Source organism: Rugamonas rivuli (assembly GCF_009380165.1).
GTDB classification, from domain to species: domain Bacteria; phylum Pseudomonadota; class Gammaproteobacteria; order Burkholderiales; family Burkholderiaceae_D; genus Rugamonas; species Rugamonas rivuli.
Map to the genome: position 1 here is coordinate 95,106 of NZ_WHUF01000009.1, position 13,109 is coordinate 108,214.

Annotated in this window: 11 protein-coding genes; 8 read left to right on the forward strand and 3 right to left on the reverse strand. The window is 58.3% G+C overall.

Going from position 1 to position 13,109, the window contains the following annotated elements; translation table 11 throughout:
- Positions 1 to 192: 192 nt before the first annotated feature.
- Positions 193 to 2,121, forward strand: coding sequence for an SPFH domain-containing protein (locus GEV01_RS27245; RefSeq protein ID WP_152809024.1), 1,929 nt, complete (start codon positions 193 to 195; stop codon positions 2,119 to 2,121).
- A 21-nt stretch (positions 2,122 to 2,142) separates the two neighbouring features.
- Here GEV01_RS27245 and GEV01_RS27250 read toward each other — a convergent pair whose 3' ends face one another.
- Positions 2,143 to 2,568, reverse strand: coding sequence for a hypothetical protein (locus GEV01_RS27250; RefSeq protein WP_152809026.1), 426 nt, complete (start codon positions 2,566 to 2,568; stop codon positions 2,143 to 2,145).
- Positions 2,569 to 2,700: 132 nt separating this feature from the next.
- On the opposite strand from GEV01_RS27250, the gene GEV01_RS27255 reads away from it, so the two are divergent.
- Entirely contained in the window at positions 2,701 to 3,600 is a 900-nt protein-coding gene (locus tag GEV01_RS27255; RefSeq protein WP_152809028.1) for a hypothetical protein, read from the forward strand.
- A gap of 6 nt (positions 3,601 to 3,606) precedes the next feature.
- Here GEV01_RS27255 and GEV01_RS27260 read toward each other — a convergent pair whose 3' ends face one another.
- Entirely contained in the window at positions 3,607 to 3,951 is a 345-nt protein-coding gene (locus GEV01_RS27260; protein WP_152809030.1) for a nucleotidyltransferase domain-containing protein, read from the reverse strand.
- On the reverse strand, positions 3,939 to 4,328 hold the full coding sequence (locus tag GEV01_RS27265) for an HI0074 family nucleotidyltransferase substrate-binding subunit (RefSeq protein WP_152809032.1): 390 nt from the start codon (positions 4,326 to 4,328) through the stop codon (positions 3,939 to 3,941). Before GEV01_RS27265 ends, GEV01_RS27260 begins: the two co-directional genes overlap by 13 nt.
- Before the next feature lie 151 nt (positions 4,329 to 4,479).
- Here GEV01_RS27265 and tssF point away from each other — a divergent pair, with 151 nt between their 5' ends.
- The 6 genes from tssF to GEV01_RS27295 are packed head-to-tail and all read left to right on the forward strand — an operon-like array spanning position 4,480 to position 13,008.
- Complete coding sequence (gene tssF / locus GEV01_RS27270) at positions 4,480 to 6,318, forward strand: type VI secretion system baseplate subunit TssF (RefSeq protein WP_152809034.1); 1,839 nt, start codon at positions 4,480 to 4,482, stop codon at positions 6,316 to 6,318.
- Positions 6,282 to 7,238, forward strand: a complete 957-nt coding sequence (tssG, locus tag GEV01_RS27275) for a type VI secretion system baseplate subunit TssG (protein ID WP_152809036.1) — start codon at positions 6,282 to 6,284, stop codon at positions 7,236 to 7,238. Before tssF ends, tssG begins: the two co-directional genes overlap by 37 nt.
- A 9-nt stretch (positions 7,239 to 7,247) precedes the next feature.
- On the forward strand, positions 7,248 to 10,007 hold the full coding sequence (locus tag GEV01_RS27280) for a type VI secretion system Vgr family protein (RefSeq protein ID WP_328595637.1): 2,760 nt from the start codon (positions 7,248 to 7,250) through the stop codon (positions 10,005 to 10,007).
- Positions 9,970 to 11,667 (forward strand): esterase/lipase family protein, encoded by a 1,698-nt coding sequence (locus tag GEV01_RS27285; RefSeq protein WP_152809038.1) that lies wholly within the window; start codon positions 9,970 to 9,972, stop codon positions 11,665 to 11,667. The genes GEV01_RS27280 and GEV01_RS27285 overlap by 38 nt, the downstream gene beginning before the upstream one ends.
- The gene (locus GEV01_RS27290) at positions 11,664 to 12,731 is read left to right on the forward strand and encodes a T6SS immunity protein Tli4 family protein (protein ID WP_152809040.1); all 1,068 of its coding nucleotides are present in this window, start codon (positions 11,664 to 11,666) and stop codon (positions 12,729 to 12,731) included. The genes GEV01_RS27285 and GEV01_RS27290 overlap by 4 nt, the downstream gene beginning before the upstream one ends.
- 10 nt (positions 12,732 to 12,741) lie before the next feature.
- Positions 12,742 to 13,008, forward strand: coding sequence for a PAAR domain-containing protein (locus tag GEV01_RS27295; protein WP_152809042.1), 267 nt, complete (start codon positions 12,742 to 12,744; stop codon positions 13,006 to 13,008).
- Positions 13,009 to 13,109: the final 101 nt, after the last annotated feature.

Sequence of the window (13,109 nt, forward strand, 5' to 3'; positions counted from 1 at the left end):
AATGATCAGCACGAACTCATTGAACGGTAATAACAAAAACATCGTGTTCACCCCACTCGTCAGTGCCCTCGCGGCAACCGCAGCAACTCCCCCACACGCCCGCCTGATCTTTGCCAGCCCGCCGCGCTAGCTGCGTCAGACCGCACACGCTACATCTGCATCCACAGCTTTTTCCACAACCGAAAGGTTTGTATGTTTACCCTGCTTGGCAGTGAAGTGACCGTTGTCGTCTTATTGATTGTGATCGCCGTCTTGATCAAGCTCTCCGGGGCCATCAAGTACATCCCCAACGACCGTGTCGGGGTCATCGAAAAACTATGGAGCTCGTCCGGATCGGTACAGAACGGCCTGCTGGCCTTGAATGGCGAGGCCGGCCTGCAGCCTGAATTGCGCCGTGGTGGCTTCCATTTCTTCGCCCCGTTCCAGTACCGGGTGCACATCCATTCCATGGTGTCGGTCACGCAGGGCACGATCGCCTACGTGTTTGCCCGCGACGGCCTGGACCTGCCGGCCGGCCAGACGCTGGCGGATAACTCGCGCATCGTCGACTTCCGCAACGTCCGCGACTTCCTGCGCGACGGCGGCCAGAAAGGCCCGCAGCGCATGGTGCTGCGCGAAGGTACCCACATCATCAATCCCGCGCTGTTCGTCGTGATGACGGAAGAGACGACGTACTCGATGTCGCTGGACGCGCTGGAAAAAGCCTACTACCAGCAAATGCGTGGCGTGCTCGACGAGCGCGGCGGCTTCAAGCCGGTGGTCATCAAGGAAGTGACCGGTTCGCATGACTCCGACCAGCTGGCCGTGGTGACGGTGCAGGACGGCCCTGGCCTGCTGACGGGCGAGTTGCTGGCGCCCGATGTCGGCGACAGCCACAACGCTTTCCAGGAGCCGGAGAAATTCCTCGCCGCCGGTGGCCGCCGCGGCCGCCAGGAGCGCGTGCTGGTGGAGGGGACCTACTTCATCAACCGCCTGTTCGCGACGGTGGAGTTCATCAAGAAGACCATCATCCCGGTCGGCTTTGTCGGCGTGGTGGTGTCGTACACGGGCCGTACCGGCGCGGACTTGTCGGGCAACGATTACTCGCACGGCGAGCTGGTGGAAACCGGTTGCCGCGGCGTGTGGCGCGATGCGCTGATGCCGGGCAAGTACGCGTTCAACACCTATGCCGGCAAGATCGAACTGGTGCCGACCACTAACTTCGTGCTGATGTGGAAGTCCGGCGAGAGCGGCTCCAGCTTCGACAAGAATCTGCGCGAGATCACCTTGATTACCAAGGACGCGTTCGAGCCGCAGCTGCCGCTGTCGGTGGTGGTGCACATCGACTATCGCAAGGCGCCGATGGTGGTGCAGCGCTTCGGCAACGTGGCGCAGCTGGTCGAGCAGACGCTGGATCCGATGGTGTCGTCGTACTTCAAAAACGTATCGCAGACCAAGACCTTCATCGACCTGATCCAGTCGCGCAGCGAGTTGCAGAACAATGCGTCGAGCGATATGAAGCAGCGCTTCCAGGCGTATTCGCTGGAGTTCCAGGAAGTGTTGATCGGCACGCCGAAACCTCAGCCCGGCGATAACAAGATCGAGGACATCATGGCGCAGCTGCGTGATCGCCAGATCGCCCGCGAGCAGGTGGAAACCTTCGCGCAGAAGCAGATCGCGGCCGACAAGCAGCGCGAGCTGAACGAGGCCGAGCAGCGCGCCGCCAAGCAGAAAGAGCTGACCGGTTCGCTGGTGGATATTTCGATCAAGGAGAACCAGGGTTCGGCCAGCGTGAAAGCCGCCGAGAAACGCCGCCAGGAAATCGAAGCGCTGGCGCAGGCCGACAAGTTCCGTCAGGAGATGGAAGGCGCGGGCCGCGCATCGGCGATCCGCTCGGTGGGTGAGGCGGAGGCGGCGGCGATCCAGGCCAAGTCCGAGGCGATGCAGGGCGAAGGCGCGGACAAGCAGCTGATGCAGACCGTGATGCTGCGTCTGGCCGAAGCGTTTGAAACGGCCAAGGTGCCGCTGGTACCGCAAGTGCAAATGGGCGGCGGCGATAGCAACGCCTTCGGCACGCTGATGGGCCTGATGAGCGCGATGAAGGCTGGAGAGTTGACGCAGGCTATCGAAAACAAGGGCTGATCTTCGGCAGCCCGCTGTTTGTTATGACGCGGTCAGGGCGGCGATCACGGATGGATCGCTGTTTCCCCTGGCCGTGAAGCGGCCCGCTTCGTAACGCTGGCAATGGCCCTGAATTGTGGCGATGGCATGCCTGCCGGTGTGCGATGCCAGCGTCACGGTGCAGGTGAAGAGATCGCCGCGGAAGTGCTGTTCTGGCAGGGCGGCGAAGCGTATCTCCACATTGGCCTCGGCCAGCTCGTCCCACGCGATACCCTTTTTGAGCAAGGCGCGGCGCAGGAAGGCCGCGTAGTTCCGGGTGGCGGCCATCGTCGCCGGTGTCGATGGCGAGGCCGTATCGTCCGCCAGCCGCAGTTGCACGACCAGGTCCGTTGGCGCGTCGCGATACAGCAGGCCCAGCGCCCAGTAACCTCCCAGATCATTGTTGCGGCCGACGAAAAAAGTCGTCAACCCTGCTGCTGCATGTTTTAGTTTTTTATCTTTCATCTTGGCATGTGTTTCAGATTTCCTGCTGGCAAACGGGCGCTACCCTCGCGGCATAGTACGTAGACTGGAATGGAACTCTTCAACCAGGAGCCCATCATGACACATACATTGGCAGCCGTATTTGAAACCCGTGCCGAGGCCAATCGAGCCAAGGACGAATTGATCCACAGCGGCTATGCCGCCGAGAGCATCACCGTGACCGATTCCGGCAGCGTGGCTGGTACGCCGCGCATCAACGACGACGAGTCCATACTCAGCTCGATCAAGCAGATGTTCAGCGGCCTGCTGGGGCGCGAGCATGCCGACCGCCATATCTATGCGGAAGCGCTGAACCGCGGCCACGTGGTGCTGACCATCCAGACCACCAGCATGGAAGCGGCCGATCGCGCGGCGGACATCGTCGAAGATTTCAATCCGATCGATATCGACGAGCATGAGGCCATGTGGCGCGCTAGTGGATGGAGTGGCGCCGGCACGCCGCAAACCAGCCTGGGCGCGCAGCAGAGCGCGCCGGTGCAGCATGGCATACGTCCGCGTGAGGAGGCGGTGGACTTCGCGCGCTCCGAGCAGGGCTTGCAGACGCCGGGCTCGATGCAGCGCGGCGAGACGGCAGCAACCCCGGTCGCCGCCGTGAACGTGCCGATCTCGGAGCAGAGCACGGTGCAGCGCAGCGGCATGCGCATCTACCCGCGCGATACGGGCACACCCAACCAGGACAGCCTGAACATCCTTCGTGGCGACGAGACCGATGATGACGCGGTCTACTTCCGCACGCATTGGGAGAAGACCATGTCCTATGGCGGCAACACCTATCAGGAGTTCGATCCCGCGTACCGCTATGGCGAATCGATGGCGGGCAATCCCGGCTACAAGGACAAGCCGTGGGAACACGTGGAGCCTGAGTTGCGCAGCGATTGGGAAAGCAAACACGCGCAATCGAGCTGGGAGAAGTTCAAGGATGCGGTGCGCGCGGGGTGGGAGCGGGTGACGAAGTAGGCGCTATTAATTCTCACTGTACACGGACCGTTCATAAAGCAGAGCGCCATGGCGTTGGGCGTCCTGCTTGAGAGAAGGGTTCGTGACTTGGTCCCAATGAATCACATCCAACCTGAACAAGATAGGCAGGTCATCCAGTTCACCCCAAAGGCTGGAGAAGTCGCGGTCTTTCATGGCAGGCGCGAACACGGCCAGGTCGATATCGGACTGCGGACGATAATTCCCTGCGGCACGCGATCCGTAGATTTTGACGCTGTCGATTTCCGAGTATTGGGCAAACAATTCGCATAGCGAATTCAATATGGTTTCGCTTAACCCAAATCGATATGTGTGTGGCGCTAACTCGTCCATGCGCGCACCGTTTCGGCCAACTGAGCGAACAGCTGTACACCTTCGTCTTTGATAAATCGATATATGACGATGGCTTGCGCCTCGTCGTAGGTGTGGCTGGTCAGATTGCGCATTCGATGTAGCTGACTCCAGCCGTTGCCATCGGCGAGGACACCTTGGTCAAGCGCTGCTTGCAAGGTGTCCTTGGCGTTGAGCACTACGATGTCCTTTGTCTCCAGCCAGAGTTTGATAGCTTTCCAGGCCAGCTCATACGTGAATTCGAAACGCTGAATAGTTGCGTCTCGGAGAAACGAATTTTCGGGTTGCGCAAGCGCTTCTTCCAGCCGCCGGACGGCGGAAAGGAAGTCGTTGCTTCGCTCGACTAGACGCTTGTTCATCGCATTCGTGAGGGGGACTTATCGTTTGTATTATAGCCGGAGTACAAAAGCGTACGAACTTGGCTCGGCGTTGCTGCACATCAAATAGACGACTGCCCGAGAATGACATCATCGGCAACCTGTGCGGTACCAATCTGCGACGGATGCCACGATGGAAAAACTGCTGCCTTACTTCGAACGCGAATTGAGCATGCTGCGGCGCACCGGCTCCGAGTTTGCAAGTCGCTACCCCAAGCTGGCAGGCAGTTTGCAAATGAGCGGCGAAACCTGCACCGATCCCCACGTCGAGCGCTTGATCCAGGCTTCGGCATTTCTCAATGCCCGCGTCGCCAAGTTGCTGGACGACGGCTATTCCACCTTCACCGAAGCGCTGCTGGGCATGTTGTACCCGCATTACCTGCGGCCGATTCCCTCCTGCTCCATCGCCCGTATCGACTACAGCGGCGCCAAGGCCAATGAAATCAGCAGCGTCACCACGCTGCCGCGCGGCACGGCGATGAAGTCGCTGGGACGCAGCGCGGTGACATGCCGCTTTCGCACCGTCTACGATGCAACGGTGGCGCCGGTGACGATCAGCGCCGCGTGGTTTGAGCCCTACATCCAGGCGCCATCGACCTTGCCGCTGCCGGGGGAGGCCGGCTCGGCGATCTGCATCACTATCGAAAGTACGGCCGCTGCGCGGGGATTGGCCTCGCTCGACTTGCCCATGCTGCGCGTGTTCATCGACGGCGAGGCGTCGCTGCGGGCGAACCTGCGCGACATGCTCTTCATGCGCGCAGCCTGCGCCTGCGTGGAGGCGGACGGCCAGTGGCGCATGCTGGAGCGCCTGCCGATCGCACCGGCCGGCTTCGCAGCGGAGGACGCCTTGCTGCCCGCTGCGCCCTCGGAGCACAGTGCCTATCGGCTGTTGAGCGAGTACTTCGCCTTTCCGGAGAAGTTCGACTTTTTCGATATCGACCTGAGCGCATTGCTTGCCGCCAGTCCTGCCGATTGTGCACGGTTGACGCTGCGCATTGCCCTGGCAGACTTGCGGCCCGATGCGCCGTCCGCACGCATCCTGCGCACGCTGTCGGAGGACAACCTGGTGCTGGGCTGTACGCCCGTCATCAACCTGTACACGCAATCGGCCACGCCGATACGCGTTGACCATCGCCGCAGCAGCTATCCTCTGATGGTGGATGAGATGCCGGGCAGTGCCTGCGACATCTACAGCATCGATACGGTGCAGCTGCTGCGCAAGACGCCGCAGGGCAGTTCGATCACCGAGTTCTTTCCCTACTATTCGCTGCGCCACGGCGAGGAGGCCAGCCGCAAGGGGCACTACTGGCTGGCCCATCGCGACGAGGAGTTGGCCGATGCGGCGGCAGGCCATGAGTATTCGCTCACGCTGGTGGACCGCGAGTTTTCGCCGTTGAAGCTGGATGAAGGTACGGCATCGGTGCGCGTCACCTGCACCAACCGCAACCTGCCGTACGGCCTGCAGTACGGCCGCGCGACCGGCGATCTCAGTACCGAGACGGCCGCCGGCAGCCTGCCGATCCGCCTGCTGCGCAGGCCTACGCTGTCGTATCGGCAGGGGAGCGGCGGCAATCAATGGGGACTGATCGCGCAATTGGCCCTCAATCACCGCTCGCTGACGCAGGAGGGGCTGCTTGCGCTGACCGCCATGCTGCGCCTTTACGCGCAGCAGGACAGCGCCGTCTCGCAGCGGCAGATCGACGGCATCATGGCGCTCTCGCACCAGCCGGCTACCGCGTGGGTGCGGCAGGCGCGGGGAAGTGCATATCTGCGCGGTGTGGAGGTGCGGGTGTCGCTGGACGAGGAGGCCTATGCAGGCACCGGCCTGCACGCCTTCGCGCAATTGCTCGATCACCTGTTCGGCCTGCACGTGCATTTGAACAGTTTTACGCGACTGGTCGTGCTGTCCCATGCCAGCGGAAAGGAGTTGCTGCGATGCCTGCCTCGCAACGGCGCACTGACGCTGGCCTGATCGGCGAACTGCTGGCGGAGCCGCAGGGCTTCGAATTCTTCCAGGCGGTGCGTCTGGTCGAGCAGGCGAAGCCGCCGCGCAGGCTGCGTTACCGCAACCGGCTGTCGCTGGCGTTTCCGCCGAATCAGATCGAGAACGTCAGTGTCGATGGAGAGGATGTGATTCGTCTCACGCCTGCGTTCATGGGACTGCTCGGCAGCCATGGCGTGCTGCCGCTGCACTACTCGGAGCGTATCAACCGTTACGAGCGGGCCCATAACGACGGCGGCCCGCGCGCGTTCCTGGACATGCTGTCGCATCGGTCGTTGGGCATGTTCTATCTGGCGTGGGCCAAGCACAGGCCGGAATGCATGGTGACGCAGGCTGGCGATGATGGTTTTCTCGCGATGCTGCTTGCATTGTCCGGTGCGCATCCCGATGGATCGGTCGGTCGCGAGACTTTGGCGCGTTACGCAATGCAGATCAGGAGCCGCAGCGTGTCGGCGCCGATGATGGCGGGGATCTACTCGGAATACTTCAACGTGCGCTTTGTGGTGGAGCAGTTGGTTGGCCAGTGGCTGCCGCTGGCCGACGCGGACCAGGCGCGGCTGGGCAAGGCGCACGTTGACCTTGGCGCGGGCGTGATGCTGGGTGAGCGCATCTACGGCTGCGATGCGCGTGTGCGGCTGCGTATCGGTCCGCTGGGGCGTGAGGCCTACGAAGAATTTTTGCCTGGCCGCAGCGCTGCGATACGGCTTGAGTCGATGCTGGGCCTGCACTGCGGCGTGGGCATGACGTATGAGGTGTATCTGATCCAGCGGTCGGACGATGTGCGCGCTCCCGGCCTGGATGGCGGTTGCCGGTTGGGCGTCAACACATGCCTGGTCGATGGACAGCAGGCGCAGGACCGCGAAGAGCTGATGTACCTGTTGCATACCTGAGGAGCGATTGTGGAAAGCGATAATGACTTCTTCAGCTTCATGGGCCTGGCCAAGGAACTTGTCACCAGAAACCGGCCTTTGCGCCTGCGGCTGGATTTACCGGGCGGCGTCAATGACGACATGCTGCTGCCGCAGCGGGTGTTCGGAACGGAGGCCTTGTGCGGTGGGATTGAGTATCGAGTGCTGTGCGTGTCGGCCAATGCCAGCCTGCCGCTGAAGGAAATGATCGCCGTGCCGGCCGCGCTGGAGTTCGTGACGGATAGGGGAGACTTGCGCAGCGTCTGCGGCATCGTCACCGAGGCCAGCTCGGGCGATAGCGATGGTGGCCTGGCCAGCTACCAGCTGGTGCTGCGCGATGCGCTGTCGATACTGGAGAAGCGCATCAATACTCGCGTGTTCCGCAACATGGACGAGGTGGAGATTGTCCAACGCATCCTGAATGAATGGCGGCACAAGAGTTCCATCCTGGGCGTATGCTTCAAGCACGAGGTGGATGAATTCTTCAATCAACGCGAGTATCCGCAACGCGAATTCACCATGCAGCACAACGAATCGGATGCGGCGTTCATCCGGCGCTTGTTGAAACGACGCGGGATCGGCTGGTACGTGCGCGCGGAAGGAGGCGAGTATCCAATGCACACGCTGGTACTGTTCAACAACGCCGACAGCCTACGCCAGAACGCCGCCGGCACCATCCGCTATCACCGCGATGCAGCGACCGAGGAGCGTGACACGATTACTTCCTGGAGTGCGGTGCGCAGCCTGCAACCGGGAGTGGTGACAAGGCATAGCTGGGACTATCGCAATTCGCAAGGCCGCGACTTCATGATGGCGGATGCCAGCAGCGGCGTGGACCAGGGCGTGAGCGGCAACGATCTGGCTGCGAGCCTGGACGATTATCAGATCCTGGCGCCGCATGCGGGTGATGACAATGAAGACCTGTGCCGCCTCGGTAAACTACGCATGCAGCGACACGATTACGAAACGAAGTGCTTCCACGGCGAAGGCAGCGTACGCGATCTGTGCGCAGGGGAGTACTTCACGCTGGCCGAGCATCCGGAAGTGGATGGACATCCGGCCGAGGAGCGGGACTTTGTCGTCACGGCCCTGCAGGTGAACGCGCAGAACAACCTGCCCAAGGCGTTGGCGGCCCGCGTGGAACGACTGTTCGCCCGCAGCCGCTGGATGCAGGGCGCGCAGGAACTGCAGATGCAAAGGGATGTGGCGGACAAGGTAGCATCGGGCCCGCTGCGGATGCATATCCAGTTCACTGCCGTGCGGCGTGGTGTGGTCATCGTGCCGGCTTATGATTCGCGGACGGACTTGCCGCAGGCACTGATGCAAAGCGCGATCGTGGTCGGACCGGAAGGAGAAGAAGTCCATTGTGACCAGATGGGCCGCGTAAAGATCCGCTTCCCCTGCACGCGCGCAGTTGATCATGAGGAAGCCGCGAATGCCGACGCATCGGATACAGAGACCGACTCCGCCTGGGTACGCGTAGCCTCAAACTGGGCCGGCAACGGCCCCGGCAGCCTTCAACAATGCGGCACCATCGGTCTGCCACGTATCGGTACTGAAGTGCTGATCAACTTCCTCGGAGGCGATCCGGACAAACCCGTCATCGTAGGCCAACTCTACAATCAGCAAGCGCAGCCACCTGCGCTAAACAACGCTGGCGATCTGCCGGAAAATCGCTACTTATCTGGAATCAAGAGTCGTGAAGTGCACGGCAGCCGGGCTAACCAATTGCGGTTGGATGATACTAAGGGGAAAATTAGCGCGCAATTATCAAGCGATCATGCTGGTTCGCAATTGAATTTAGGTTTTCTTACGGGTACTCGGAAAAATGGTGCTGACTCCGCCCGAGGTGAAGGTGCCGAACTTATTACAGCAGAATCCATATCGGTCCGAGCCGGAAACGGGATTTTGCTAGCGGCAAAGCTTGATGATTCTGGCGCCCAATTGGCCAGAACGGAATTGATCGCTACCTCAGAACTGCTGAACAGCATTGCAGATCAACTCGCTTCCCTTGCAAAAACTCACGCTTCAGACGAAGACGTGAGTCCCCAACTATCGGATTTGATTTCTCGCGTGCGAAGCTGGAATACGGGAACGAAGCTCGGAGTTATTGCTGGCAGTGCGCCTGATGGACTGCTCTTGGGGAGCGAAAAGAATATCGCAATCGGAGCACAGACCAACTTGGATTTGGTCTGTGCTCAATACCTCCAACTTTCGGCTGGAAAGAATATTTTTGTTCGAGCGCTGAAGAGCATAAGCATGTTCGCTCACGGCTTGGGAATGAAACTAATAGCGGCCAGCGGCAATGTGCTGGTTCAGGCTCACAACGGAGATATCGATCTAACTGCAACTGGTCGGATCAGAATCAGCGCAGGCAAGGGAATTGAGCTGATGTCACCAGAAGTGAAAATTGCAGCTCAAGGGGCCCAAGTTAATTTAGGTAATGGTGAGATCACTCAACAGAGCAAAAATACACATACGATCAAGTCTTCAAAATTCGTTCACACGACAGGTGGCGGTGGCGACGTTGCTGAAATCAAGTTCCCTAGCACCGAAATTGAAACTGATGAGCGTGTAATCCTGTTTCACTCTCAGACCGGTGAGCCTGTGGTTGGGCGCCGCTATCGTTTGGACCTCCCTGATGGCAGCACTATGGACGGAGTCACTGACGGACAAGGTAGGACTAACCTTGCGACAGGTAAGGAAATGGGCGATGTCAAGGTCACGATTTTCCCCGAAGACGCCAAGTGATTTGGAGTCAAATATTATGGCCAAGAATGGTGCTTCCGAATCTACCCGCCCAGTGCCGGTTACGGCGATTGATAAAGATGGCAATTTACATGCTCGTACTGCCCTCTCGCCGAAAATTAACACCACAAGAGCAAGCATAGCTGTCCCTCCGAGCAAAATCATTCCTGTGATTGTGATTGCCGGCATCATGGGTAGTAATTTGAGGGCCAGTTCTTCTGGGGCGACAAAGAACCAGGAGCTAAAGCCTGGCGAGGCAGCGTGGCGTCCGCCCAATGGGAAGATAGCGGGTCTCAACGAGGCGAGTAAATGGAGCAAACGTACGCCCGATATTCGTCAAAAAATTCTAGATGCAGACACACTTGAGGTTGACCCCAGCGGCGAAATCCAAAAGATTCCCAAGCGTTCCAATGAGGACACTTGCAGAGCCCGTGGGTGGGGGGAGATTCACGCCGACAGTTATGGCGGTCTACTTTTTACCTTGGAGGAGAATCTCAATCGCACCTTTGCAGTTTCTTCGGGCAGCGTTGAGATGGAATCTGCTTGGGAGGATATAAATGAACATGATCGAGCAGCTTGGGGCACTTCTTCTGGCGGCATAGGTGCCGCCATAACTGTAGATGAGTTGAAAAAATTCGCTGCTTACCACTATCCGGTGTACGCCTTTGGCTACAACTGGCTGCAGTCGAACGAAGTGTCAGCGGCGCGTTTAAGAGAGCGAATTGAATCGATCGTCGCTTCTTGGGTAGGGACAAAACATCAGTGCGCCAAAGTGATGTTAGTCACCCATTCCATGGGGGGAATTGTTGCCCGTGCTTGCGCAAAGCAAATCCCAGAGAAAATAGCTGGAGTCGTTCATGGAGTGATGCCTGCGCTGGGAGCGCCGGCGTGCTACAGGCGTCTGGCTTGCGGAACTGAATCTAGCAGCCCGGGAAAGGGAAAGCTGGATGTGTATGCAATGGGGAAATTCGCAGAAATCGCGGGAGCAACCGCCGACGAAACGACGCCCGTCTTGGCTCTGTCTCCTGGGCCGCTGGAACTTTTACCAACCCATCTTCATCCCACATGGCTCTTTGCTCAGATAAAGCTGCCAAAAGATCCATATTCAGTGGAGCTAAATTTTCCTGGTAAAAATCCTTACAAATTCTATAAAGACTTTGAATGCTGGTATCGCGCCATTAACCTCGCCTTGGCTGACCCTGCGGGGAAATTCAAAGGAGTCGCGGAAGAGAAGGTCGTTGGTTCAGTCAGCCAAGCTGAGAAATTTCATACCAGACTGCTTGACACTTATTATCATCCCAATACGGCGGCCTTCTATTGCGCCGATCCTCAGCAGCTCTCGTTTGGCAGTTATCAATGGATCGCGACTTCTTCCAAGGCAGTTGCCCCGCCTTACCTACAAACCGGTACTGTCACTAGCTACGCTTTTGGCGGTGGCCGAAACGTTTCGATAGCCAAAGGCCCCATGCTGTTTTTTGAGCCCAGTGTTCAGGATGCCGCCGGCGACGGAACTGTGCCGACCAGCTCAGGTCAAGCACCGACGGGAAGGGTTCTGCACACATTCCGGACCGTTGGCTATGACCATCAGGGAGCATACAAAAACAAAGCCATGTTGGCGTTGACTCAGCATCTCATCGTAAAACTTCTCCAGAAGGTTATATGAGAACTCTTCACGTAAAAATCGCCTGCGTCACCATGCTCGGTCTGTGCGCGGCGGTGGCTAGCTTGTGGGTCAATCATCGAGTGAAGGTACAAAAAATGGACGAAAGAATTGGATCAATGCCGACGAAGTCAGTATGTGTCGGACGGTTTATCGTGGATGTTCCTGAGCACGCAGTGGTCACTTATCGTCCAGCCTCGCTAGCTGGTTGGGATATTTCAACTATCCAAGAAACTGATGCCGACTTTGGTCTGCGGGTTCAACAAAAAGCAGACTTGCTAGCAACCCACCGGAACGAGCGCGGCGGAGTGGCGCTTGAGGTCGTACAGGAGGTGAAAAACGATGACGTCAAAGGGAAAATATTTTTGTTTGATCGAAGATGGATTGCACTTATGAGAGCTGGTAAGGAAGTCGTTTCGGAGATTGTCGCAATTGACGCGTTGGTTAGGTCAAACGGCATCAGCTATGAATTTAAGGCAAATTTCAGGCGTCCTACTCAGATCGACCAACTGAAGAAAATACTCCATCAGCTGCATGCTGTTCCCGATGCACATATCCCGGAAGGGACCGGTTTTTGCTTTGATAGGGGTTTCATTCGTGATCCGCTGACGGCTGAGGAAAATGAACATGCATCCATCTTCTTCGGTATAAGGGAGCATCCAGACCTGGCAATTTCCTTAAGCACATCCGCTGGGATTGATGGCGGCCGAACGTTGCTTCAGCGAGATGCGGATAGCGAAGTGCAGAAGGAACACTCATCGCAATTTCATCGTCTGCGCGTTGGTGTGCGCTCGTTAAATGGTATCCCTGGGGAGGAAGTGCTTCAGCGTGTGGATGAACTCAACGGAGTCAAGGTGCATGGTTTTATGTGGCAATCACGAGGAGACAAGATCGATGTTTACCTACCCAGTCTAAGTTTGGAGCTTGATACTGGTATGGGCAAGCCGGGGAAGCCTATTAACTCCAGTTTATCGGATGCGGAAGCTCTTGCGTTATGGGACAAGATTTCCTCCAGCCTGCGCCGGCGGCCCGAAGGCGCGGCAACGCCTTCGGGTGCTTCACTATAAGGAGCATCAAATGCCCAATGTCATTCGGTTAGGTGATCCTACCTCGCACGGTGGGCAGGTCATAGAAAGCGGTGCACCCCATTTCACAGTGAGCGGCAAGCCTGTAGCGCTGATAGGTGATAAATGTGTGTGTCCAATCTATGGACATCAAAATTGCTCGATCGTGAGCGGCAACGCCAAGCACACGGTCAACGGCAAAGCGGTGGCATACGATGGCGACAAAACCAGTTGCGGTGCAACGTTAATTTCTACGATCGGCACTTTCTCCTCAGAATAGAATTTGTTCCCCATCAAGCGATGATCCTGCTAGTCAAAACCGAAGTGGGCAGGGCACATTACCTCGAGATCGCTGTAGGGCTCGGCAGCATTTTTACCTTG